Consider the following 22,812-nt stretch of genomic DNA (forward strand, 5'->3'; position numbering starts at 1 on the left):
ATTTGGAAGGATATAAGGTAAAATGAAAAATTATATTAAGAAAATTCTTACGATAGCGATTCCTATCATGCTATCAAATCTTATCTCTCAGCTTCAGATGCTAATAGACCGTATTTTTATTGGTAGACTGTCACTTGCCAGCATGAGCGCAGTAGGCAATGCCACTACAACTATGTGGACAACCCTCAGCCTCATATTTGCTCTTACTACCGGTGCGACAATCATTGTAAGCCAGGCATATGGTGCAAAAGAGATTGAGAAAGCCAAGGATACACTGGCCGCTCTGTTCAAATACAACAACGTGCTCAGTTTGCTCTTATTCCTGTTCTGGCTGTTATGCCCTCAGGTAGCATTTCATATCATGGGTGTTGATGAGAGTATCATCGGCATGAGCATCGACTATGCTCACTATTTTTCACCAATCTTCATACTGACAGGTATTGGAGCTTCTATAAGCTGCATGTTGCAGGCCAATCAGAAGACCCAGATTATGTTGTGGTATGGCTTGTCTAGATCCGTAGCTAATGTCATACTTGATTACGTGATGATTTTTGGACATTTTGGTTTCCCTGCAATGGGTGTTAAGGGAGCAGCCCTGGCAACCACCATCGCAGAGTTTCTGGGAGATGCCATTGTCCTTGTTTACGTTCTTACAGCAAAAGATCTTGAGCTTCGTCCATCCTATGGCCGCATATTATCAGCCAAATTTGGACCCTTTGTGGAAGCAGTTAAATTCGGTGCTCCAGCAGCTTGCGAAGAATTTGCATGGAATCTGGGAAATCTTTACCTCATCGCAATGCTCAACCAGGTTTCAGTAGAGGCTGCAGGAATTCATTCCATCGTATTCGGAGTAGAACTCATCGCAGTTGTTGTGGCATCATCCATTGGAACTGCAACACTTACTCTTTCAGGATATGAAACCGGCAGAAAGAATATTAAGGGAGTATGGGACGTTGTGCTTGCATCTGGATTCCTCAGCTGGAGCATTGGCGCTTTAAATCTCTTGCTATTTATCATTTTCCCAAGACAGATCCTTGGCCTGTTCACCACTGATAAGACCGTCCTGGGTGCAGCAGCCCTCTATCTTTTGATCGTAGGCATAGATTTGTTCCCAAAGAGCGGAAATATCATCGTCGGATCTGGCATCAAGGGATATGGTGAACCCTCATGGATGCTTAAGACCCAGCTTTTTGGAACCGTATTTGTCATCGCAATAAGTTCTATACTGGTATTACAGCTCCACATGGGAATCCTTGAGATATTCATCATGGTAGTTGCTGATGAGACCATCAGATTCATTTTAAATAGTGCAAAACTGCAACGTATCAAGAAAACCGCTATAAAAGCATTCGGAGAAAGCTGCGAGGAGGCATGATTGGGAAATAGAAATCCGTGGGAAGAGATAAAACTTGATGATTACGAGAATCATATGAGCCTGTCTTCCGTCAAACAGCTCCAGGCCATGAACGCCATCATGAAGGAACAGTTTGAGGACTATCCGGTATCTAGCGCCATGGTTCTTGGCGTCGCAGGTGGAAATGGCCTTGAGCACGTTAAGAGTGCCAAGTACCAGACTGTCTATGGCATTGATATCAATGAAGAGTATCTTCAGGCAGTTACTGAGCGCTACAAGAACCTAGACGGGACTCTTAAATGCTTGAAAATAGACCTGATAAATGAAGCGGGCAAGCTTCCAAAGGCCCAGCTTATCATTGCAAATCTCTTAATTGAATACATAGGCTACGATGTTTTCAAAAAGGCAGTTCAAACGGCAGATCCCGACTATGTTTCTGCTGTGATCCAGATAAATACTGATGAGAAGCAGTGGGTCTCAGATTCACCTTATCTTCATGCATTTGACGGGCTTGATGAAGTTCATCACCAGATGGAAGAGAAGGCTTTGGAAAAGGCTATGGCGGAGATTGGTTTTTCCAAGATTCTGCGAAAAGAGATATCTCTGCCCAATGGCAAAGCCCTGATCAGACTAGACTTTCATACTACACAAGGAGCTTAAAAGACATGGACGAAAGACTAAAAAAACAGCTTGATTTCGCACTGGAGATCGACAAGGAAAAGAACATCTTCAGACAGACTCACATTTCCGGACATGGAAGAAGAGAAAACGACGCAGAACACGCCTGGCATATGGCTCTGATGGCTTATTTGTTAAAAGAACACTCAAATGAGCCTGTAGATATCGCCAAGGTAATGATCATGTGTCTTATTCATGATATCGTTGAAATAGATGCTGGAGACACTTACGCCTATGACGCTGAAGGCCTCAAAACCCAGAAGGAACGCGAGGATAAGGCCAAGGAGAGGATATTTTCACTGCTTCCAGAAGATCAGAAAAAGGAGCTGATAGCTCTTTTCGATGAGTTTGAAGACTACAAGACTCCGGAAGCGAGATTTGCCCGTGCCATGGATAATCTTCAGCCTCTGATACTCAATAACAGCAACGGTGGCAACGAGTGGGTGGAGCACGGTGTAACTTCAGAGCAGATCTATGGCAGACAGAGCAAGACCAAACTTGGCTCAGAGAAGATTTTTGAGGAAGTAACTGATAAAATCATTCAGGAGCATATCAAAAAAGGAAATATCAAGGAATGATGGCTTTATTAGAGCTATTTTTCACCTTTGCAAAGGTAGGAATGTTCACCTTTGGCGGAGGTTACGCAATGCTCTCACTTATCGAGAATGTTTGCGTGGAAGAGAAAAAATGGATAACCCATGATGAAATGATGAATATCACAGTTATAGCTGAATCCACGCCAGGACCAATAGCTATCAACTGTGCCACTTATGTGGGCTACAAGAAGGGTAAGATGATAGGCGCCATAGCTGCGACCTTGGGAATGGTCTTACCTTCTTTTGTAATAATCTACGTTATTTCACGGTTTCTGGACGGTTTTTTGGAGATTACCTGGGTTGCCCACGCCTTTCTCGGAATCAAGATCGCCGTTGGCATTCTGATCGTGGACGCAGCTCTGAAAATGCTAAAGAACATGAAGAAGAGACCGATGCAACTATCTATTATGATATGTTCCACAGTGGCAATGATCCTTATCAGCGCATTTTCACTTCGGATTTCTTCAATGCTTCTGATGGTGGCAGCTGCCTTTGTGGGCATTTTGATATATGAGATCAACAACTTTTTTAAGAAGGAGAAGCCTGGAAAATGATCTATTTGGATTTGTTAATTGGCTTTCTGGAAGTAGGCTTCTTCTCTTTTGGAGGAGCTTACGCCGCAATTCCGCTAATTCGCGATGTGGTTATGGCCCACGGATGGCTTGACGATGAAATGCTGTCCTACATGATCGCAATTAGCGAGAGCACCCCTGGCCCGATCATGGTCAATATGGCCACTTATGTTGGTAGCCTTAAGGGAGGCGTTCTTGGCGCCATTATCGCCACATCTGCTGTGGTCCTGCCAGCTTTCTTTATCATAATTCTGATCATGGTCATGTTAAAAAAGCTACTGCAGAACGCCATAGTAAAAGCGGCTCTTAGCGGACTTAAGCCATGTATCATCGGAATTATCCTTGCAACGGGTCTCTTGATGATTATTAAGAATTGTAAGATAACAGCGACAGGCTCTTTTGACCTGCTGACGCTTTGCCTTACTGCCGCTATCGCAGTCTTATATTTTGGTTCAAGGAAACTAATGAAAAAGGGACTATCTCCAATAATGCTCATCTGCATTTCCGCAATCGTGGGAATCGTGGCATATGGGATCTAGTTCATTATGATATGGGAAAAGAGCTTGTTCTGGGGGGGAAAATATGAAAACAATAATTAAGTCAGATATCGTCGATGCTTTAAAGAACGCAGGCCTTCAGGCTGGCGACTCCGTTATGGTCCACACATCACTTGGAAAGCTTGGCTATGTGTGCGGCGGAGCTCAGACTGTGATCGAGGCACTTATCGAAGTAGTGGGAGATGAGGGCACAATAATGATGCCAACTCAGTCCTGGAAAAACCTTGACCCAAAGGCCGGCGTTCATTGGCTTGCTGACGAGGCTGACTGGGACAAGATCCGCGAAAACTGGCCTGCATACGACAAGGCAATTACTCCAACCAACACGATGGGCGCAGTTGCTGAGATGTTCCGCTCATGGCCAGGCGCCATTAGGAGCGATCACCCCGCAAGATCCGTTGCTGCCTGGGGTAAGCACGCCGCATATCTTACAGAAAACCACGACCTTTCCAACATCTTCGGAGAGGGATCCCCTATTGGAAAATTATACGAGCTTAACGGAAAAGTGCTCCTTTTAGGGGTTGGCTACGATAAAAACACATCAATCCATCTGGCAGACGCAAGAGCAGAGTATCCAAGTAAGCATAACTGCGTCGAGCACAGCGCCATAATGGAAGACGGAAAGCGTATCTGGAAGGCCTATGAGACGCTTTTCGTTGACGGAGAAGACTTTGTGGATATAGGCGCAGCCTTTGAAGCAGAGCATTCCGTGAATGTCGCTACCCTTGGCGATGCACAGATCAGGCTCATGAACCAGCGTGAGATCGTGGATTTCGCTGTCCACTGGATTGAAAACAACAGAAAATAATTTGGAGAATTATAATGCTAAACAAGAATATAACTATAAAAGAGGAGAAAATCTCAGCAGAAGAGTACATAGATTTTCTAAAGAGAACAGACCTTGGTTCCCAATATCCCAAGGAGCGTTTTGAAGAGCGTATTAGCAAACTCGTCCAGAACGTATCCATCAGTCTTATCGCCCGAAACGAAGAGGGCAAGGTTGTGGGAGCGCTCTTTGGCCTTACTGATTTCTGTTACTGGCTCTACGTCACAGATCTTGGCGTAGACAGGAACTACGAGAGACAGGGCCTTGGAAAAGAGCTTATGAAGACCGCTCACGAACTGGCAGGCGGCGAAAAGGACATCGCAGTTTACCTTATTGCCAATGAAAACGCCGTTCCATTCTATGAAAAATGTGGCATGAAAAGAGCTGACGACGTAATGCAGTACAACCACATCGAGTGGACAGAATGGACCGTCTGATATAAGGAATAACGACCTGTCACATCACGTAAGCTTATTTAAAGGATTTTGATATATACAACAAAAGGGCTGCTCAAAAATCGAGCAGCTCTTTTGCTTGAACAGGTATTACATGAACATGAACGGATTAACTCATTTTAACTTGAACTGTCCAACAACGTCTGACAGGGTCTTGGAGATCTCCTGCTGGCGAACGGACATATCTGATACGTTGTCAACAACTCCTGATACGGTGTTAACTGTATCTGTGATCTCTGAACTTCTGGATGCTGTATCCTGAGTGGATTCAGTGATGTTCTGGATAGCTGAACTTACTTCGCCCATAGCACCACGGATTGTGTCAACCATCTCGGAAATGGAATTTGACTGACGTCCGAAGGATTCAGCGTCATTACCATATTCCTGAGCGATATTAACGAAGTTGTCGTAGTCAGTCTTAACTGTCTCTTTAAGGAACTTAAGAAGCTCATTAGTAGCAGTGAGCAGGTGCTCAAATGCGCCCTGAACATTATCGACTGTTCCCTGGATCTGACCAACGGCGTCAGCTGTTTCACCAGCCAGCTTGTTGATCTCAGCAGCAACGACAGCGAAGCCTTTGCCGTGTTCTCCAGCTCTTGCAGCCTCGATGGAAGCATTGAGGGACAGGAGGTTGATCTGGTCTGCGATCTCTGCGATGGAATCTGCAAGAGAGCCGATTTCCTTAACAACTTCAGCCTGCTCGTTGGCTTCTTCCACATCTCTTTCTCTCTCAGAGGAGATAAGAGCAGCATTTTCACTGGCTTTCCTTGAGTTCTCCTCAATCTCAGCGGCCTTGCGCTGGATCTCTTCAGCCTGGATCCTTGTCTCATCAGCCTGTCCAGAGAGCATCTGTACAGAAGCGTTAACTTCTTCGATAGAAGCATTAACCTCTTCAGTAGCAGCAGAAGCACTCATCATAGCGTCATTAACGCCTGTCATGTTGTTTCTGATTACCTGGAAGTCATTGGTGAGCTGCTGAGCCATATCTCCAAGGTTTGAAGAAGCCTGTCCGATACGGCCAGATTCTTCTGAAACCTGTGAAATAACTGATTTATTGCTCTCATACATGTTATTGAGGGACAGTGACATCTGTCCAAGTTCATCAGAGCTCTTAGCTTTGATATTGGAGATAGTAAAGTCACCCTTTGCAAGGTTTCCAGCGAACTTCTTAACGCTGTTAACGCTGGTAACGATTGAAAGTGCAAGTCCTACGATAATAGCCATGCATGCGATAATAGCAACTACGCAAATGATGATAAGGAAGGATCTGATAGAGTTAACGCTGGCGTTCATCTCGCTTTCCTGAAGAGTTACAGCGAGCTTCCAGTTAACATCAGGTACTGTTCCGTAGAACAGAAGATAACTGTCACCATTCTGCTTGAAGGTTGTAATACCGCTCTCGTTTGCCATAATTGTTGCGCTGGCTGCAGCAAGAGAAGTATTAGGGTCATTGGCAATATTTAAACCACTGGCAATTTTCTCTGAATCAACGTCATAAATGTAAACACCGGTTGAATCCAGAAGCATAGGAGTTGAGTTTTTTCCAAGACTGATGTTTGATATCAGGTTCTGGATCTCATCAAGATAAATATCAACTGTTATACACCCTGAATAGTATCCTGCTACGTCGTAAATAGGCGCTGAACAGGTGGACATTACCTTGCCACTTGAAGGATCGTAGTAAGGATCTGTGATATTTGACACACCCTCAGGAAGTTTGGTTGTAACCAAATAATATTCCTGATTGAAATAGTCATAATCAGCATTTGAATATTCATCTGTATAAACTACTGTATCCCCATCTCTGTACCAATATGGGCCAGCATAGGTCATGTGCTCAAATACGCCCTGCTTGAACCAGATACCACTTCCAGAAATTACACTATTGGAGAGAATGGTCTTTTTGAAAATAGCCTGATATACATCAAGGTCAGTGGATGAATATGTTCCACCAACAGTATTAGCAAGTGTTACTCCGGTTGACCTTAAGGTCTGGAGAGTAGCATTGATATCACTTACGTTGGCCGCGATACTTTCCTGAGCCTTTTGTGCTGTCAGAGTCTGAATGGCGTCAGATGATTTATTCACACTGACTGCTGTTACAAGAATAAGAGCAAGCGCAACAGCTGGGATGATGCCAAGAAGCATCTTGGCTAGCAAATTCATTCTTTTAAACATATCCTTGCGTCCTCCTTATTCATCTTCCTCAAATGGTTTGCGGCCAAATTGAGGGTCATTATTTCCGGAAGTTGTGATAAACATTTCAAGCATGTTTATAGGATCGTTAAAGTCTGCCAGCCAGCCTTCGCGGGCAACATCATAATTTCCGTCTTTACGGTTCTGCTGGAATGTTGGCCAATCCTGCTTGACTACAGTCACTTGGATGCCAAATTCAGCGAGATCTTTTTTAATAGCCTCTGCAACAAGAACGTGGGACTGACTATCGTTTGTCAGGAACTCGAAGGAAAGAGGAGTATCCGCAGAAAGCTTTCCGTCGCTTCCAAATGTAAATCCTGCTTCTTCAAAAAGAGCTTTTGCCTCCGCAACAGTCGCATCGTTCTTTTCAGCTGAATAATATCCAACAGCATTGGAATCCGGGAATGTATATGCATCGTCATTAGTCTTGAATACACCGCCATTTCCATCCATCATTCCCTCTGGGATGAAGGAGGTTGCAGGAACCTGACCAGTCTGACCAATGTTATCGCAGATGTACTGCCTGTCTACCATAAGACCAATTGCGCGTCTCATGGAAGCTGCCTGAGTTGAAGTCATGCCATCAAACAGGTGACTGTTTACATTAAATGCAAAATAGTATGTACCAAGGCTTGGTGCTATAACAAATTCAGGATCGTTTGATGCAAGGAACTTGGAGATCTCCTCGTTAGGAACTGAGTCAGCAAAGTCGATCTCGCCATTCTTATAAGCTTCATATATATATTCATCATCAGATGAAAGGATGAAATGCAGCTCGTCGATAGCTACATTTGCTGCGTCATAGAAGTATGGGTTCTTTACATAGATCATTCTGTCGCCAGGAACCCATGACTGAAGTGTAAATGCGCCACTGGATACAAATCCCGGAGTCTCAGCCCATGCACCAGGGTTAACACCGTCAGGATCTGCAGCTTCTACATTGGCCTGATTAACTGGGAAGAAGATTGGGAATGCCATCAGGTCGAGGATGTATGCACATGGAGATGTGAGGGTAAAAGAAAGAGTGGTGTCATCCACTGCCTTGGCCTTTACCTTACCATCGTCGTAACCTGCAAAGTTACTGAACATGTACTCGTAATCTGCACCGAGAGAAGGATCTACAGCTCGATTCCAGGAATAAACAAAGTCTGAAGCTGTAAGAGGTGTTCCATCTGACCACTGAAGTCCTTTCTTAAGATGGAAGGTGTAACTAAGACCATCCTCTGAAACCTCATAAGGGTTTGCATCATCAGCAAGAGCAGGAATGCACTCGCCGGCTTCATTATATGTATAAAGTCCTGCAAAAGTGTTGGCAACAAGACATGCGCCATCAACGGAAGAGTTGAGAGCAGGATCAAGGTAAGTTGGATCTGATGAAAGGCTTACCCTGAGGGCATTTCCTTCAGTGCCCTTAGCATACATAAAGTATTTTGTTCCAAAGAGAGATGAGAAGACTCCAGTAATGGATTTCTTCTGAAGATATGGATCATTGTAGTAATAGATAGGTACGACAGCACCTGTAGACATCAAAATATCTTCAGCGCGATGCATCATTACCTCACGCTCTGCGTAGTCTGTAGTATTTTTGATATTGAAGATAAGCTGATTGTATTCTGTCCAGTCTGGAGCTGCGCTGTTGTGGACAGAGTTTGTCAAAGTTGTTGGCCAAGAAGCAGTAGAAGTAGAGCCTCCTGAGCTCTCAGCAGCTGTTTCTGTGGCTTGTTCCTCAGTGGAAGTTGCACCGCCGGCGTCAGTTGCCTGCTTACCGCATGCGGTGAGGAGACAAAGTGTCATAGACAGAGCTATAACACAGGATAGAAGTTTCTTTTGCATCATAATACCTCCTGAAAAAGAAAGACAAACATGTAAAGAAGCTCGTATGTCTATTATCCCTTATTTTGTGAAAAAACATTGCAATTTTCACGTTATTTAATAGAAATTTAAGTTTTCAAAAATGCATAAATATGCTGTAAAATAAAGGAATAGACATAATCGACCAGCTTAGAAAGGACAGCAAATGAGAACACTTTTTATTGGAAACAGCCACACGTATTACAATGACATGCCTAAGATGTTTAAGGATATCTGCCAGGAAAATGGAATAGATATGCAGATCACAATGCTCACAAAAGGCGGTATGGGACTTGATTATCACGCTGAAAACGAGCAGACGAGATTTAATATTTTATTTGGAGACTATGATTTTATTGTCCTCCAGCATGTAGCACACCCTATGGGCGAGTTCTCTGTAATGGAGGATGGTGCAGACAGGATAATGGAGTGGATCAGGCAGACAAACGCTAAAGCCTGCTTTTACATGACCTGGGCAGAAGAATATAATGAAGAATTCCAACCAGAGATGTCCAGAAGATACAGGAAACTTGCTGAGAAGTACGGATGCCTCGTAGCCCCTGTAGGAGAGAAGTGGTGGGAGTACATTCACGCCAACCCTGATGTCGACCTTTACTTTACAGATAGAAGACATGCATCTGCAAAAGGATCAATGCTTGCTGCAAAAACCATATTTGAGACACTGAAAAGTGAGATGTAGAGCGCTATGGCGCTCTATTTTTTTGCCAAAAATGCATTTCACCTTTCGAAAAGTGCAACTCACCGGCATTTTGCTTTTTTTCTGTCGAAAATCGGTTAATATCTGTTTCAGAACAAGTCAAACAGCAATTCAAAGAAGGAGCCAGACATGAAAAAAGCAATCGAAGTAAACAAACTTTACAAACAATACGGCGATATGACAGCTGTAAACAATATCTCATTTGAAGTTGAGCAGGGTTCCCTGTTTGCATTCCTTGGAGAAAACGGCGCTGGCAAGTCAACAACCATCAATATGCTAAGCACGATCCTCCCAAAAACATCCGGATCCGCTTTTGTTATGGGGCACGAACTTGGAAAAGAGGACGACGCCATAAGAAAATCCATAGGAATCGTCTTCCAGAACTCAGTTCTTGATGCAAACCTCACAGTAAAGCAGAATCTCTTAACCAGAGGCGCTTATTACGGATACGACAAGAAAGGGGTTATGGAGAGGCTCACAGGTTTCTGGGAAGAGTTCAACATTGGAGATATCTGGAACAAGAAATACGGAAATCTCTCCGGCGGACAGAGAAGAAGGATAGACATAGCAAGGGCCCTTATCCACAAGCCAGACATCCTGTTTTTAGATGAGCCCACAACCGGCCTCGATCCTATGTCCCGCAAGATGGTCTGGGACTACATCAACCACCTTCGCAAGAACGAGAACCTCACAATCTTCCTCACAACCCACTACATGGAGGAAACAGCAGAAGCTGACAACGTTGTGATCATGGACAAGGGAAACATCATCGCTGAAGGCTCCCCAGCAGAGCTTAAGAGCAGATACACAGGTAAAAAGCTCGTGTGGTACACAGCAGAAAACGAAGAAAACAGAAGGATCATCGAAGCTTCCAAACCTCAAAAGTTCAGCTACGAAGCTGATCACTACAATATCTCAATGGATGAGGAGATAACAGAGTTTGTCTGGAAGAACAGAGATTTCATCAAGGATTTTGAAGTAATAAAAGGCACAATGGACGACGTGTTCTTAACACTTACAGGAAAGGAAATGGTAGAGTGCAATGGCTAAATTAAGAGGAGTTATAGGACTTACAAAAAGAAACATACTTGTGTATTTAAATGATAAAGGATCAATCTTTTTCTCGATGCTCACCCCCATCATCATCCTGATCCTTTACCTTCTATTTTTAAAGAGCACATTCCTGTCATCACTGGAACACGCTGCAGAAGGACTTGGAAACCTTATATCCGCAAAAGACATGGACCAGTTCGTAAATGGGCTCCTCCTTACAGGAATTATCAGCACAGCCCTTATCACAATTCCATACAACGCCCTTGAGACAATCGTAAGAGACCGCGAGGAGAAGGTCTATTTTGATATGATCTCTACACCGGTGAAAAGAGCTGAGATCATCCTGTCATATTTTCTTGCAGGTGTAATTTCAGCCTTCCTGCAGACAGTAGTCGTTCTGTTTGCAGGCCTTGGAGTACTTGTAGCCAGCGGCTCAATGTACTTTGCAGCATCAGATATCTTAAGCCTTGTTGGAGTTATCTTCCTTGGAACAGTCTCTTCAACAGCTATTTTCACACTTATCATGATGTTCTTTAAGAAAATGGGCACCTGTAGTGCCTTCATGGGAATCATCTCAGCAGTATCAGGCTTTATAGTTGGCGCATACCTTCCTCTGTCTGAGTTCAGCAAGACCATCCAGAATGTATGTAACCTCATTCCAGCTACAGGGATCACCGTTCTTATCAGAAATTTCTTAACTGGCGGAGTACTTAATCACATGAATGAGAGCATCGGAGGAGTAGATAACGGAGCCTTCTTTGATGCCATGAGAGATTGCTTTTCTTTTAACACACAGGTTGGAACTTCAACTTGGACATTGAATCAGACCTGCATATATATAATAATGATTACAGTAGCTTTTATCGTAGCTACAAGGATCATCTACCCAAGAGTTTACAACAGAAGATAAAGGGGACAAGCCTTGAAAGTAACGTTTAACAGGATTTCAGAGGGTGAAATTGAAAATGCAGTGATAAACGCCCACGAGCGCACAACTGCCATAGATACCGCTATCGGACTATTAGAAAACGGAGAGCAGATAATACTTGGGTATAAGGACGGGGAGAGTATTCCCTGCCCCATATCCAAGATCTACTATATTGAAACCGTAGACGACAAGTGCTTTGCCTACACCAAGGATGACTGTATTGAGATAAGAAGCCGCCTCTACGAGATAGAAAAGGACTTGGACTTCCGGTTCTTTAGGTGCTCCAAATCGATGCTCTGTAATATAAGGAAGATAAAGAGCGTAAAAGCGGAGACCAATGCCCGTATGAGAGCAGTTCTTTTAAATGGAGAGGTTGTTCTCATTACAAGAAGCTATGTAAAAGAGATGAAGAAAAGGCTGGGACTATAATTATGAAGAGAATGAAAGTCATATTGGAACAGACAATGCTTGTAAGCTTTCTGGTGCTATGCGTTGTCAGCCTTTACGGACTGTTTGTAATGAAAAAGAATGAGTGGTGCTTTGACTGGTACACCCCAGGATCCATCGTGGTTGCCAGCCTTATGTGCAGCATAGTCACTGTTCTTATGCTCTATAACGAATGGTACAACACCGCATCTGCGCTAAAGCAGGGCATTATCACGCTAATACACCTTATACTCATATACGTGATAATCATGGTGTTTGGACATATCAGCCATTGGTACACCACCACCCACGGATTTATCAGTATATCCATTATCTTCGTTGTGGTCTATGCAGGCGCATGGATCGGAACTGGTATCATGTTCAGACATGACGAGAAGCTTATTTCAGACGCCTTAGACAGTGTAAGGGACAAGGAATGAACGAGATTATTGAAAAGAGCAGGCGCTTTTATGAGAACCAGGTAGCGCCCATGATCCGCTCTAAATTTCCTGAATATGAATCAAGAATAGCAGTCGGAATCGCCGGTGAGGGCTCCGACTGCTTTGGTTATGATGATTTCATTTCCAGGGACCACGACTTTGGGACCGGAGTGTGTCTGTGGCTCACAGATGAGGATTTTTCAAGGTTTGGAAGGCTCCTGTCCATCGCCTACAACGAGCTTGTTGCCACAACACCAGGTGCTGACTTAACCGACAGGCTCAGCCAGCGAAGGGGCGTTATGACCATAAGCGGGTTCTACTCCTACGTCCTTGGCACTGACTGTGATGCAGAAAAAGAGCCGATCCCGGAATCCACATGGAGATCCTTTGACTACAGCTGCCTGGCTACGGCAGTTAATGGCGAGGTTTTCAGGGACGACCTTGGAATCTTTAGTGCCTACAGAAAGAGCCTTCTTTCATACTACCCAGACAGAATCTGGAGAGAGCGCATAGCAACTGAGCTTCACAATTTCTCTGCATCTTTGCAGGTCAACTACTCAAGATGCATGGCAAGGAAAGACACCGTGGCTGCAGAAATCTGCAAAGCAAGAGGCCTTGAAGCTGCCATGGAGCTCTTTTTCCTTCTAAAAAGAGTGTATCCTCCCTACTACAAGTGGACCTTCAGGGCGCTTTCTGAAAACTGGGGCGACAGCTCTTTTGCAAGGCACATAAAAGACCTTGCTGAGACCGGATGCTGCCTTCCCGCCTGGGAGCACATCAAATATATGCCCGATAACCTTAATATGAGTGACAAAGTGGTGGTACTTTCCGAGCAGATCGCGGAGATGCTGCGGGATATGTTAAATGCCCAGGGGCTTTCAGATTCTGGGGAATCCTACCTGGAAAAGCACGTTGACGTTATTCTTGGAGAAATAGTATGATTCTGGTAACTGGAGCAAATGGTTTTGTCGGAAAAAGAATAATGGATCTTTGCGGGGATGTTATTGCTTCACCATCCCTTAGAAACATGTCTGAAGATGAGGTCAGGCGAATCGTTGAAGAGAGCGGTGCTGATACAATCGTTCATACCGCTGCGATTTCTGATATTCCTACCTGTGAGGCTGACCCTGAGGCTTCCTATATTGCCAATGTGCAACTCCCTGTGTTTCTTGCAAAGGCAAGCCAGGGCAGGAAGCTTGTGTGTTTTAGCTCAGATCAGGTCTATGGCGGGCTTGAAGGTCCTGGCCCATACCTGGAAGATGAGGCGAAGCCAGCCAATCTCTACGCCAGGCACAAGCTTGAAATGGAGCAGAGAGTCCTTGATATCTGTCCTGACGCTGTGCTTCTTCGAGCAGAGTGGATGTACGACCAGGATGAGACTAAGCCCAACTACTACATGAATATGCTTGCTGCCAGGGGCACAGTTTCATTTAGCTCCAGAAATTTTCGCGGAGTTACCTATGTAAAAGAGGTAGCTGAAAACATAGACAAAGTCGTAGCCCTTACAGGTGGCGTATACAACTTTGGAAGCGAGACGAAAAAGAGCATGTACCAGGTAACAAAAGACTTCGCACAGGCTCTTGGCCTTGATATTACAGTTGAAGATATCGCTCCCCTTCACAACTTGTGGATGGATTGCAGCAAAGCCAGGAAATACGGCGTAGATTTTAGCGAGGTTTCCGAGGGACTTCTTCGCTGTGCCAGAGACTACGGCAGAATCTGATAGATAGGAGATTATTTAAAATGGGTAACAAACAGGAACTTTTAGATCTTATAGATAAAGCGGGAAAGGGCAGTATTGAAGCGGCTGAGGCAATAGCAGAAGGTTACTTCAAAGGCTCTTTTGACGATAAACCAAATCTTACAAAGGCCAAAAAATGGGCCTCCTACGCTGCCAAGCATGGAAGCGAGAAGGCCGCAGAAATTCTGGCTAAACTTTAATTATTTGATCAGTTGACGTCTTCCCACCTGGGCATTGGAGTCTTGTTCTTAACAGCTTCACTGACCAGAGTGTAGAAACGGATCTTTTTCTGGAGATGGGTAAGTCCAGCCTGCAAGGCTTCCATGGATTCCAGGGTCTTAACTTCCTGATTCTTCATCATCTCCAGGATCTTTTCTGAATTCTTTTCCATGTCTTTTTCATATGTAAAAAAGAGCTTGATCTCGTCCAGTGGGAGAAGAGCTTTTTTAAAGCATTCTACTGCGTTTAAGCGGTCTACATGAGAATCGTTAAAGATTCTTCTGTATGAGCCCTGGTGCTCAACATTTTCCAATAATCCAATCTTCTCATAATAGCGGATAGTGGATGCTGGAAGGTTAAACATCTTAGAAAGATCAGTAATTGTGTAGGTCATAGCTTCTCCTAAAAATTTTTTTAAAAAAGATGTTGAGTTAAAGTTAACTTCAAGTTGTATGCTAACTATATTACATAACGATCCGATAGTATGCAAGAGGATTTTTCTCTTTGCACAGTGTTTTGAAGGGAGATAACAAAATGCAGACAGTAAACATTGCAAATGGACCAGAAAATGCATCAAGACTGATACTTGGATGTATGCGTATGCCTGCGCTTTCAACACAGGACGCAGCCAGGATGATAGAGACTGCCGTTTCACTTGGCATCAATTACATCGACCACGCCACATGCTACGGCGATGGAGAGGCGGAGACCAGATTTGGTGATGCCATGGAGCTTGTAGATATTAAGCGTGAGGACCTCATAATCCAGTCCAAGTGTGGTCTTAGATTTGATAAACAGATATTTGACTGGAGAAAGACAAACATCATCGAAAGCGTTGATGGAATCTTGAAAAGGCTTAAAATGGAGTATATAGATGTACTCCTGCTTCACAGACCAGACCTTCTCTATGATCCAGAGCAAATCGCAGAGGCTTTTGACGAGCTTGAGGCTGCAGGCAAGGTAAGACATTTTGGTGTCAGCAACACAATGCCAATGCAGATCGAGCTTCTTAAAAAGTATGTCAGGCAGCCACTTAAGATCAATCAGCTTCAGCTCTCACTTGAGCAGTCACAGCTTATTGATCAGGACCTTTACATGAACAACAAAACCACTGATATGTCTGTTATGAGAGATGGCGGAGCCCTTGATTACTGCCGTCTTAACGACATCACGATCCAGGCGTGGTCACCACTTCAGTATGGAATGTTCAAGGGAATGTTCGTAGATAACCCAGAGTTCCCAGAGATGAACGCAGTTCTAGGTGAACTTGCTGAGAAATATGGAGTTACCAAGACAGCAATCGCCATAGCATGGATTCTTCGCCACCCGGCCAAGATGCAGGTAATTGCTGGAACAATGAATCCTGTTCATCTTACAGAGATGGCTCAGGCTGACAAGATTGAACTTTCACACGAGGATTGGTACAAACTGTACTTATCTTCAGGCAAATTTTTACCCTAATAAGGCTCCTCAAAATGAAAAACAATTCGACAACTGTAATAGATGAAAATACGCCGCTGTTACTTCTGGCGGGGCCAATGTTTCTTGAGCTCCTTCTCAACACCATGCTCAACAACGTGGATACGCTTATGCTTAGCCACTACGATGAGTATGCGGTAGGAGCTGTAGGAAATGCCAATACGATCATGTTCATGATGAACATTCTGTTCAATGTCATAGCCACAGCTACCAGCGTAGTTGTGGCTCAATACCTTGGTGCTAAGCGGTATGACAAGATGAACATGATCTATACTCTTGCCATCGCGGTAAACTTCGTGATCGGAGTGGCACTTAGCTGTGCTTTCTGCGCAGCCAATCCGTTTATCATGGATTTTCTTCACGTATCGCCTGAGATGAGGCCATACTCCATGATATACATATATATTGTAGCTGGAGGCGGTTTTATTACTGCGGTATTTAACGTAATGCTCCAGATCCTTCGGTGTAATGGCTATACCAAGATTGGCATGTGGGTTACCTTTACAATTAACCTGATAAATATCTTTGGCAACTACTTATTCCTGTATGGTCCTCTGAAATTCCTCAACATGGGCGTTGCAGGTGTTGCCATATCAACTGTTGCAGCAAGACTAATTGCAGTAACGGCGCTTATATCGTTCTTCTACGCAACCAGGACTGGCAGGATATCCCTTAGGTATCTCAATCCATTCCCGGGAAGGCTCCTTATGAAGATGATCAAGATTGGCCTTCCGACAGCAGGAGAGAACCTTACCTACAATCTCTATCAGACAACGCTTTTATCCTTTGTAAACGCAATGGGTAATGATGCGGTTAACGCAAGAGCATACTGCAACATGCTTATCTCTTTTGCCATGATATTCTCAAATGCCTCAGCCATGTCCACTCAGATAATTACTGGACACCTTGTTGGCGCGGGAAAAGAGGATGCGGCCTACAAGAGAGTATTTAAGACTCTTAGGACTTCAATGCCAATAACCCTGGCTCTTGCCTGCATCAATGCACTTATCTGCAGATATACGTTGCAGATCTTTACCCAGAATCAGAACATCATCGCCCTTGGACAGATGATAATGATAGCGGACATCTTTGTTGAGTTTGGGCGTTGTCTTAACATGACCTTCGTCTGCAGTCTCAAGGCGGCTGGAGCCTACATGTTTCCTCTTATTGCAGGAATTATATGTAACTGGGGACTTGGCCTTACCACCGGATATGCAGTGGGAGTTGTGCTTGGAGTGGGAGTGGCTGGAATCTATGCAGGAACTGCCACGGACGAGTGTATTCGTGGGCTTATCGTCATGTACTACTGGTATAAAAAGAAATGGCTTGGAAAGTCAGTTGTTGAAAAGACAATTGATGAAGATATAGCGTAAGATCACTGGCACTGCCTTATGGCGGTGCCTTTTTTACTATTTGGGTCAAATCAGTGTAAAATGTGTCTAAATTAGTGATTTTCAAAAGTTCACTGACAATATTCTGTATAGTGTTTTCAATGAGTGTTAGATTGGGGGAAAAATAACATGGATCGTACATTAGACTATTTACTGGTAGCAGTCTTTAGTATTGTATTTCCGCTAGGATGTATGCTTTGGTGGAAGAAAAGATCAGGGGAAAAGATAGGTCCTTTTGCAGTAGGAGCCCTATGTTTCCTGCTATTTGCCATGTTTCTTGAGCAGATTTCACACACTATATTTCTTGTGATAAACAGCCCTCTTTCAAGATTTATCCGGGGATCAGCTGTGGCCTACATGCTTTATGGCGCTTTGGCAGCTGGTATTTTCGAGGAAACAGGAAGGCTTATTGGTTTTAAGGTAATGCTTAAGCCTCACAAGGAAAAAGAGTGTTCCGTTGCCTATGGAATTGGTCACGGCGGAATCGAAGTTGTCGTGGTCCTTGGGCTTACCTATCTGGTATATTTCCTTGCGTCATGCGGTGTCATCATAGGTAATGATTCATCCAATGATCTAATTCTGGGAGCTGCCGCTTCAACTCCGCTTAACATGATAATCTCATCCATGATAGAGAGGATCTTCACCATGTTTATCCACGTGGGACTCTCAATGATGGTATTTACCGCAGCCCGTGAAAAGGGTAAGATGTGGCTATATGCCCTGGCCATCCTGCTTCACGCCCTTGTTGATGCTCCTGCAGCGCTCTATCAGTTTGGTGTGCCGATACCATTTGACGCCATTGAGCTATATGTGATCATTGCAGCTATTGGTATTTTCCTGGCTGGCAAGTGGGCTTTATCTATGTACCATGAACCTATGGAGGAGGAAACCACATGATCTTACTAGTAGTAGATACACAGCGAGGATGTTTTAAAGACGATCTCTATGCCCATGATAAGGTTGTAGAAAACATCAAGGCGCTGATAAAGACAGCAAGGGATAATTCCATAGAGGTTGCCTACGTTCAGCATGATGACGGCCCTGGCGAAGAGCTCTGTAAGGGGTCAGCTGCATATGAGGTAGTTGATGAATTTGCACCTCTTGAGGGCGAGAGAAGATTTGAGAAAACAGTCAACAGTGCGTTCCACGATATGACTGGCCTTACTGACTACCTCAGATCCAAAAACGAAAGGGACATTATCGTCACAGGCGTCTGCACCGACTACTGCCTGGACGCCACAATAAAGAGCGGATTTGAGCATGGCTTTAACATCATCGTTCCTGCCTATGCCAATTCCACCTATGACAATCCATATTTTGATAAAGAAACCGCCTATAAATTCTACAACGAGTTTATGTGGCCAAAAAGATATGCAAAAACAGTAACTGTTGAGGAGACAATTGCCATGATGAGGCAATGATGGAGCCCTAAGGGGCTTTAAGGGGAGAGTATGAAAAAAAGAGACAGTTCTTTTAAGCATCTGATGTATGCCATGCGGCAGGTATGGGAAGCAGATAAGCTGCTTCTCATCTTCACCCTGTTCAAGAATTCCATCGAGCAGGTTTTCTATGTATTTTTCTTTGTTTATCTCACCAAGTATATCTTTAACTGCATAGAAAGAAATATCGCTTACGAGAAGCTTTTCTGGTTTCTTGTAATTGCGTGCTCTTTGCATGTTGTGGTTCACTTTATCTGCGGCTGGTACGAGACCTACCGCAAGATCAAGACCCCTGTAGTTTACAAGCACATTTTCTACAGAGTCATGGACCTTTCAGACAGCCTGGAGCTTAAGGACTACGAATCACCTGACTTTTACGACAAGTACGCAAGAGCCCTTGATAACTGCGTAGATAATGCCATCAACATCACCATCAGAACCGGCGTATTTATCGGAAATGTTATCTCCACCATCATGTCTCTTGTTATCGTAGTGTCCGTTGATCCGGTGCTTTTGGTGTTCCTTGTGATCCCTATATTTGTCAGCTTTTACTTTGGCAAGAAGAACGCCAAGGCCAACTACGACAGGGAGAATAGCATTACCCGCGACAAAAGAACTGCTGACTACGTAAAGCGCGTTTACTACGAGAAAAAGTACGCAGCTGAAGTAAGGCTTTTTGACATCAACAATCTGATGCTTGATAAGCAGGAAAAAGCTGTCGATGCCATGGAAAAGACATCCCTTGTATACCGCATGAAATCTGCCTTCTACTCATTCCTTATGAAGGGCAGCTACTCGATCCTGGCTGGCATTTTTGCTTACTTCTACGTTGTGTTTAAGGTTAAATACGGCAATGTAGCTGACATTTCAAGCTATGTGGCCATGATCACAGCCATGGCTTTTTCAACTGATCAGCTAAAAGCCGCTGTAGAAAACAGGATCTACATAAACAACGAGTCCAAGCTCTTTAAGAACCTGGAGGACTTCCTTGAGCAGGATAAGGAGGAAAAGCCTAATAAGACTGTAATTAAGGACATCGAGACAGTAGAGCTTATTAATATCTCTTTTACCTATCCAGGTGCTAAAAAGCCGACAATTACTGACATGAGCTTTAAGTGGAAGAAGGGCGAGAAGCTGGCAATCGTTGGATATAACGGAGCTGGCAAGACCACGCTTATCAAGCTCATCATGGGTCTTTACCCTGTAACTTCAGGCAAGATCCTCATAAACGGAATAGATATCAATGAGATCGATCTTGATGAATATAGAAAGAGATTTGGCACGGTATTCCAGGATCTACAGGTATTTGCCATGACTCTTTCTGAAAATGTCCTCATGAGAAGGCCTGAAAACGAGGCTGACTACGAGATAGTTAAGAAAGCCCTGAAAAATGCCCAGTTTGATATTACTCACAGAGGGCTTACGAAGGGCCTTGATACCATGATAAGCCGTGAGTTTGACGAGGAAGGCTTTGTACCTTCTGGCGGTCAGGCTCAGAAGATCGCTATTGCAAGGGTGTTTGCCCACAATCCTGACATGGTCATTCTGGATGAGCCATCATCGGCTCTGGACCCTCTTGCAGAGTACAACATGTACAACAACATGATGAAGCTCTCTGAAGGAAAGGGCGTCATCTTCATATCCCACAGACTTTCCTCCGCAAGAATGGCGGATGAGATCTTCCTTATGAAGGATGGAAAGATAGTGGAGGATGGAACCCACGACGAGCTTATGGCTCGGGGCGGATACTACCATGAGATGTTCATGCTTCAGGCAGAGAACTATCAGGACAGCATTCCTGAAGAAATGTTGAAAGGAGCGGCTGCATACTATGGGTAATAAAGAGACTTCCGTTTCAATCAAACGAATCATTCAGAATACCGCCTTCATGATCAAGTACGCTGCCAAATATGACAGACCGCTTATCATCAAGATCCTGGTACTTTTCATTGTTTCCAAGGCCATGAAAGCCTTAAATGATACTTTCATCCTTAAGATGATAATCAACGGACTTACAGGAAAGGCGGAGTTTTCGTCAATTGTAGGCGTACTGTGCGTATCCTTTGTGCTGGTCATCTGCTTTGAGTGGATTGATGAGCTTATCGAGGAATGGTCCAAGGCTAAGCTCATTAAACTCAGCGGAACCATCCAGAGAGACCTTATCGAGAATAACAGTAAGATGGATCTTATCTATTACGACGATCCAGATTACTACGATACTTACGTCATCGTTGCGAACAAGGCAGATTCTTCGATTGAGCAGACTGTCATGGTTGTCAGCAAGATCCTTGGAGGAATTGTGGCTCTGGGCGTAGCATCGGCCATGATCTTAAGCATCAACCCGGTGTTAGCTCTTTTCCCGATTGCGGGCTTTACAGTGAACCTGCTCACAAGATTTAAGATCGAGCGGATCCACTACAACTGGGAAATCGCGTATGGTAAGGCTCTGAGGAAGGCAGACTACTCAAAGAGAGTATTCTATCAGCCTGAGTACGCCAAGGAGTGCAAGCTCACTGACGTTAAAGGACCTCTTCGAATGCAGTTTGACGAGGCTCTTGTTGAGGCTTCGGACGCAGGCAGGAAGTACGCTCCGATCCTTACATGGATTTCAATCCTCAACTGGGTTTCAGTATTTACGGTGTTCTCGTTCTTTGCAGTTCCTGCATATCTTGGATATCTGGCGCTGGTACTTAAGTCCATCGCCCTTGGCGAAGTTGCTTCTGCAAACAACGCATCCAACTATGTCAGAAGGAACCTCAACGAGATCAATTTCTGCCTGGTAGATATTCAGCAGATCGGTCAGTATGCGGAGAAATTCAGGAAAATGCTGGACTACAAGCCAACTATAGAGCACGCAGAGGGACTTACTCCAGCCCATGAAGCGCAGGCTCTTAAGCTTGAAAACGTGAGCTTTAAGTACCCACACGCTGAAAAGAACACACTGGACAACATCTCTCTTGAGATCAAGCCAGGTGAGAAGATCGCCATAGTTGGAGAAAACGGCGCTGGTAAGACCACCTTTGTTAAGCTCCTTATGCGCCTGTACGACATAACTTCCGGTAGCATCAAGTACGGAGACCACGACATCAGAGAATACGCAACAGATGAATATCGCAAGAAGATCGGCGCTGTATTCCAGGATTACAACATCTATGCTGCAACCATCGCCGAAAACGTGCTTATGGGACCAGTTAAGCCTGAAGATGAGGCTGCTGTTATCAGCGCCCTTGAGAAAGCGGACTTTTCCAAGAAGCTTAAAAAGCTCCCAGATGGCATAAACACTGTGCTCACCAAGGAGTTTGATGAAGAAGGCACCAACCTTTCCGGCGGTGAAAGCCAGAAGGTAGCCATCTCCAGGATATTTACCTCAGACGGAGAGCGGACCATCTCTATCCTGGACGAGCCATCTTCAGCACTGGATCCGGTTTCAGAGTATAAGCTCAACCGAAACCTCATGGAAAATGCCAAGAATGACACCATCATCTTCATTTCCCACAGATTGTCCACCACCAGAATGGCAGACAGGATCTACCTCTTCGAGCACGGCACCATCAAAGAGCAGGGCACCCACGACGAGCTGATGCAGCTGGGCGGCCGCTACAGAGAGATGTTCGACCGCCAGGCCCAGAATTATATAGTGTAATGGAATTTCCCCATCTGCTTGGAAACACTTACGGCGTCCCACCAGCTTTTTGCGACATCCTCGCACTAGAAATGTAAGAATATGCCTTCAGACGTGATTTTTGCTCGTTGAAGGTATACTTTTGGGAGATTCCTGCAAAAAATCATTAACAAATATACCTTCATGGGAGTAAATGCACTAGTCAAGTAAAAGTAGACACAGTTTCAAAAAAACTCCACACTTGTTTTTAAGCATAGTACTCCCTGTACTG

The 22,812-nt window shown here is 44.3% G+C and carries 24 protein-coding genes; 21 read left to right on the forward strand and 3 right to left on the reverse strand.

Annotation, left to right across the window (positions count from 1 at the left end):
- The first annotated feature begins 22 nt into the window (after positions 1 to 22).
- The 7 genes from D6855_RS11060 to D6855_RS11090 are packed head-to-tail and all read left to right on the forward strand — an operon-like array spanning position 23 to position 5,020.
- A complete protein-coding gene (locus D6855_RS11060) occupies positions 23 to 1,375 on the forward strand; it encodes an MATE family efflux transporter (protein WP_120740990.1) in 1,353 nt (450 codons plus the stop codon).
- Positions 1,376 to 2,014 (forward strand): hypothetical protein, encoded by a 639-nt coding sequence (locus D6855_RS11065; protein ID WP_330546933.1) that lies wholly within the window; start codon positions 1,376 to 1,378, stop codon positions 2,012 to 2,014.
- 5 nt (positions 2,015 to 2,019) lie between these two features.
- Positions 2,020 to 2,610 (forward strand): HD domain-containing protein, encoded by a 591-nt coding sequence (locus D6855_RS11070; RefSeq protein WP_120740992.1) that lies wholly within the window; start codon positions 2,020 to 2,022, stop codon positions 2,608 to 2,610.
- Positions 2,607 to 3,182 carry a chromate transporter gene (locus tag D6855_RS11075; protein ID WP_120740994.1) on the forward strand — a complete coding sequence of 192 codons (576 nt, stop codon included), beginning with the start codon at positions 2,607 to 2,609 and terminating at the stop codon, positions 3,180 to 3,182. The genes D6855_RS11070 and D6855_RS11075 overlap by 4 nt, the downstream gene beginning before the upstream one ends.
- Positions 3,179 to 3,739 (forward strand): chromate transporter, encoded by a 561-nt coding sequence (locus tag D6855_RS11080; protein WP_120740996.1) that lies wholly within the window; start codon positions 3,179 to 3,181, stop codon positions 3,737 to 3,739. The genes D6855_RS11075 and D6855_RS11080 overlap by 4 nt, the downstream gene beginning before the upstream one ends.
- Positions 3,740 to 3,782: 43 nt before the next feature.
- Positions 3,783 to 4,565, forward strand: a complete 783-nt coding sequence (locus D6855_RS11085) for an aminoglycoside N(3)-acetyltransferase (RefSeq protein ID WP_120740998.1) — start codon at positions 3,783 to 3,785, stop codon at positions 4,563 to 4,565.
- Between the two features lie 14 nt (positions 4,566 to 4,579).
- The gene (locus tag D6855_RS11090) at positions 4,580 to 5,020 is read left to right on the forward strand and encodes a GNAT family N-acetyltransferase (RefSeq protein WP_120741000.1); all 441 of its coding nucleotides are present in this window, start codon (positions 4,580 to 4,582) and stop codon (positions 5,018 to 5,020) included.
- 132 nt (positions 5,021 to 5,152) lie between these two features.
- Here D6855_RS11090 and D6855_RS11095 read toward each other — a convergent pair whose 3' ends face one another.
- The gene (locus D6855_RS11095; protein ID WP_120741002.1) at positions 5,153 to 7,216 is read right to left on the reverse strand and encodes a methyl-accepting chemotaxis protein; all 2,064 of its coding nucleotides are present in this window, start codon (positions 7,214 to 7,216) and stop codon (positions 5,153 to 5,155) included.
- 15 nt (positions 7,217 to 7,231) lie between these two features.
- Positions 7,232 to 9,070 (reverse strand): peptide ABC transporter substrate-binding protein, encoded by a 1,839-nt coding sequence (locus D6855_RS11100; protein WP_243111896.1) that lies wholly within the window; start codon positions 9,068 to 9,070, stop codon positions 7,232 to 7,234.
- A gap of 181 nt (positions 9,071 to 9,251) precedes the next feature.
- Between D6855_RS11100 and D6855_RS11105 the strand changes: the two genes are divergently transcribed.
- From D6855_RS11105 to D6855_RS11140, 8 genes are all read left to right on the forward strand, one after another.
- Positions 9,252 to 9,785, forward strand: coding sequence for a hypothetical protein (locus D6855_RS11105; protein WP_120741006.1), 534 nt, complete (start codon positions 9,252 to 9,254; stop codon positions 9,783 to 9,785).
- Between the two features lie 147 nt (positions 9,786 to 9,932).
- A complete protein-coding gene (locus D6855_RS11110; RefSeq protein WP_120741007.1) occupies positions 9,933 to 10,853 on the forward strand; it encodes an ABC transporter ATP-binding protein in 921 nt (306 codons plus the stop codon).
- Entirely contained in the window at positions 10,846 to 11,766 is a 921-nt protein-coding gene (locus D6855_RS11115) for an ABC transporter permease (RefSeq protein ID WP_120741009.1), read from the forward strand. Before D6855_RS11110 ends, D6855_RS11115 begins: the two co-directional genes overlap by 8 nt.
- A 12-nt stretch (positions 11,767 to 11,778) precedes the next feature.
- The gene (locus D6855_RS11120) at positions 11,779 to 12,213 is read left to right on the forward strand and encodes a LytTR family DNA-binding domain-containing protein (RefSeq protein WP_120741011.1); all 435 of its coding nucleotides are present in this window, start codon (positions 11,779 to 11,781) and stop codon (positions 12,211 to 12,213) included.
- A gap of 2 nt (positions 12,214 to 12,215) precedes the next feature.
- Complete coding sequence (locus D6855_RS11125) at positions 12,216 to 12,650, forward strand: DUF3021 family protein (protein ID WP_120741013.1); 435 nt, start codon at positions 12,216 to 12,218, stop codon at positions 12,648 to 12,650.
- Complete coding sequence (locus D6855_RS11130) at positions 12,647 to 13,591, forward strand: DUF4037 domain-containing protein (RefSeq protein ID WP_120741015.1); 945 nt, start codon at positions 12,647 to 12,649, stop codon at positions 13,589 to 13,591. Before D6855_RS11125 ends, D6855_RS11130 begins: the two co-directional genes overlap by 4 nt.
- Positions 13,588 to 14,373, forward strand: a complete 786-nt coding sequence (locus D6855_RS11135; RefSeq protein WP_120741017.1) for an SDR family oxidoreductase — start codon at positions 13,588 to 13,590, stop codon at positions 14,371 to 14,373. Before D6855_RS11130 ends, D6855_RS11135 begins: the two co-directional genes overlap by 4 nt.
- 20 nt (positions 14,374 to 14,393) lie before the next feature.
- Positions 14,394 to 14,591 carry a hypothetical protein gene (locus tag D6855_RS11140; protein ID WP_120741019.1) on the forward strand — a complete coding sequence of 66 codons (198 nt, stop codon included), beginning with the start codon at positions 14,394 to 14,396 and terminating at the stop codon, positions 14,589 to 14,591.
- 8 nt (positions 14,592 to 14,599) lie between these two features.
- Here the strand turns inward: D6855_RS11140 and D6855_RS11145 are convergent, their stop codons facing one another.
- On the reverse strand, positions 14,600 to 15,004 hold the full coding sequence (locus D6855_RS11145) for a MerR family transcriptional regulator (RefSeq protein WP_158589510.1): 405 nt from the start codon (positions 15,002 to 15,004) through the stop codon (positions 14,600 to 14,602).
- A gap of 140 nt (positions 15,005 to 15,144) precedes the next feature.
- On the opposite strand from D6855_RS11145, the gene D6855_RS11150 reads away from it, so the two are divergent.
- The 6 genes from D6855_RS11150 to D6855_RS11175 all read left to right on the forward strand — a co-directional run bounded on the left by D6855_RS11150 (position 15,145) and on the right by D6855_RS11175 (position 22,562).
- The gene (locus D6855_RS11150) at positions 15,145 to 16,071 is read left to right on the forward strand and encodes an aldo/keto reductase (RefSeq protein WP_120741021.1); all 927 of its coding nucleotides are present in this window, start codon (positions 15,145 to 15,147) and stop codon (positions 16,069 to 16,071) included.
- A gap of 14 nt (positions 16,072 to 16,085) precedes the next feature.
- On the forward strand, positions 16,086 to 17,462 hold the full coding sequence (locus D6855_RS11155) for an MATE family efflux transporter (protein ID WP_120741023.1): 1,377 nt from the start codon (positions 16,086 to 16,088) through the stop codon (positions 17,460 to 17,462).
- Between the two features lie 147 nt (positions 17,463 to 17,609).
- Entirely contained in the window at positions 17,610 to 18,377 is a 768-nt protein-coding gene (locus tag D6855_RS11160; RefSeq protein WP_120741025.1) for a YhfC family intramembrane metalloprotease, read from the forward strand.
- A complete protein-coding gene (locus tag D6855_RS11165; RefSeq protein ID WP_120741027.1) occupies positions 18,374 to 18,901 on the forward strand; it encodes a cysteine hydrolase family protein in 528 nt (175 codons plus the stop codon). Before D6855_RS11160 ends, D6855_RS11165 begins: the two co-directional genes overlap by 4 nt.
- Before the next feature lie 30 nt (positions 18,902 to 18,931).
- Positions 18,932 to 20,758 carry an ABC transporter ATP-binding protein gene (locus tag D6855_RS11170; RefSeq protein ID WP_120741029.1) on the forward strand — a complete coding sequence of 609 codons (1,827 nt, stop codon included), beginning with the start codon at positions 18,932 to 18,934 and terminating at the stop codon, positions 20,756 to 20,758.
- Positions 20,751 to 22,562 carry an ABC transporter ATP-binding protein gene (locus D6855_RS11175; RefSeq protein ID WP_120741031.1) on the forward strand — a complete coding sequence of 604 codons (1,812 nt, stop codon included), beginning with the start codon at positions 20,751 to 20,753 and terminating at the stop codon, positions 22,560 to 22,562. The genes D6855_RS11170 and D6855_RS11175 overlap by 8 nt, the downstream gene beginning before the upstream one ends.
- The last annotated feature ends 250 nt before the right edge of the window (positions 22,563 to 22,812 follow it).

It is taken from the genome of Butyrivibrio sp. CB08 (assembly GCF_003625485.1).
Classification (GTDB): domain Bacteria; phylum Bacillota; class Clostridia; order Lachnospirales; family Lachnospiraceae; genus Butyrivibrio.

Bases quoted from the DNA above. Each gene is read 5' to 3' on its own strand.
- D6855_RS11060 (WP_120740990.1), top strand. From the start codon at position 23: ATGAAAAATTATATTAAGAAAATTCTTACGATAGCGATTCCTATCATG.
- D6855_RS11070 (WP_120740992.1), top strand. From the start codon at position 2,020: ATGGACGAAAGACTAAAAAAACAGCTTGATTTCGCACTGGAGATCGAC.
- D6855_RS11075 (WP_120740994.1), top strand. From the start codon at position 2,607: ATGATGGCTTTATTAGAGCTATTTTTCACCTTTGCAAAGGTAGGAATG.
- D6855_RS11080 (WP_120740996.1), top strand. From the start codon at position 3,179: ATGATCTATTTGGATTTGTTAATTGGCTTTCTGGAAGTAGGCTTCTTC.
- D6855_RS11085 (WP_120740998.1), top strand. From the start codon at position 3,783: ATGAAAACAATAATTAAGTCAGATATCGTCGATGCTTTAAAGAACGCA.
- D6855_RS11090 (WP_120741000.1), top strand. From the start codon at position 4,580: ATGCTAAACAAGAATATAACTATAAAAGAGGAGAAAATCTCAGCAGAA.
- D6855_RS11095 (WP_120741002.1), bottom strand. From the start codon at position 7,216: ATGTTTAAAAGAATGAATTTGCTAGCCAAGATGCTTCTTGGCATCATC.
- D6855_RS11100 (WP_243111896.1), bottom strand. From the start codon at position 9,070: ATGATGCAAAAGAAACTTCTATCCTGTGTTATAGCTCTGTCTATGACA.
- D6855_RS11105 (WP_120741006.1), top strand. From the start codon at position 9,252: ATGAGAACACTTTTTATTGGAAACAGCCACACGTATTACAATGACATG.
- D6855_RS11110 (WP_120741007.1), top strand. From the start codon at position 9,933: ATGAAAAAAGCAATCGAAGTAAACAAACTTTACAAACAATACGGCGAT.
- D6855_RS11115 (WP_120741009.1), top strand. From the start codon at position 10,846: ATGGCTAAATTAAGAGGAGTTATAGGACTTACAAAAAGAAACATACTT.
- D6855_RS11125 (WP_120741013.1), top strand. From the start codon at position 12,216: ATGAAGAGAATGAAAGTCATATTGGAACAGACAATGCTTGTAAGCTTT.
- D6855_RS11130 (WP_120741015.1), top strand. From the start codon at position 12,647: ATGAACGAGATTATTGAAAAGAGCAGGCGCTTTTATGAGAACCAGGTA.
- D6855_RS11135 (WP_120741017.1), top strand. From the start codon at position 13,588: ATGATTCTGGTAACTGGAGCAAATGGTTTTGTCGGAAAAAGAATAATG.
- D6855_RS11140 (WP_120741019.1), top strand. From the start codon at position 14,394: ATGGGTAACAAACAGGAACTTTTAGATCTTATAGATAAAGCGGGAAAG.
- D6855_RS11145 (WP_158589510.1), bottom strand. From the start codon at position 15,004: ATGACCTACACAATTACTGATCTTTCTAAGATGTTTAACCTTCCAGCA.
- D6855_RS11150 (WP_120741021.1), top strand. From the start codon at position 15,145: ATGCAGACAGTAAACATTGCAAATGGACCAGAAAATGCATCAAGACTG.
- D6855_RS11155 (WP_120741023.1), top strand. From the start codon at position 16,086: ATGAAAAACAATTCGACAACTGTAATAGATGAAAATACGCCGCTGTTA.
- D6855_RS11160 (WP_120741025.1), top strand. From the start codon at position 17,610: ATGGATCGTACATTAGACTATTTACTGGTAGCAGTCTTTAGTATTGTA.
- D6855_RS11165 (WP_120741027.1), top strand. From the start codon at position 18,374: ATGATCTTACTAGTAGTAGATACACAGCGAGGATGTTTTAAAGACGAT.
- D6855_RS11170 (WP_120741029.1), top strand. From the start codon at position 18,932: ATGAAAAAAAGAGACAGTTCTTTTAAGCATCTGATGTATGCCATGCGG.
- D6855_RS11175 (WP_120741031.1), top strand. From the start codon at position 20,751: ATGGGTAATAAAGAGACTTCCGTTTCAATCAAACGAATCATTCAGAAT.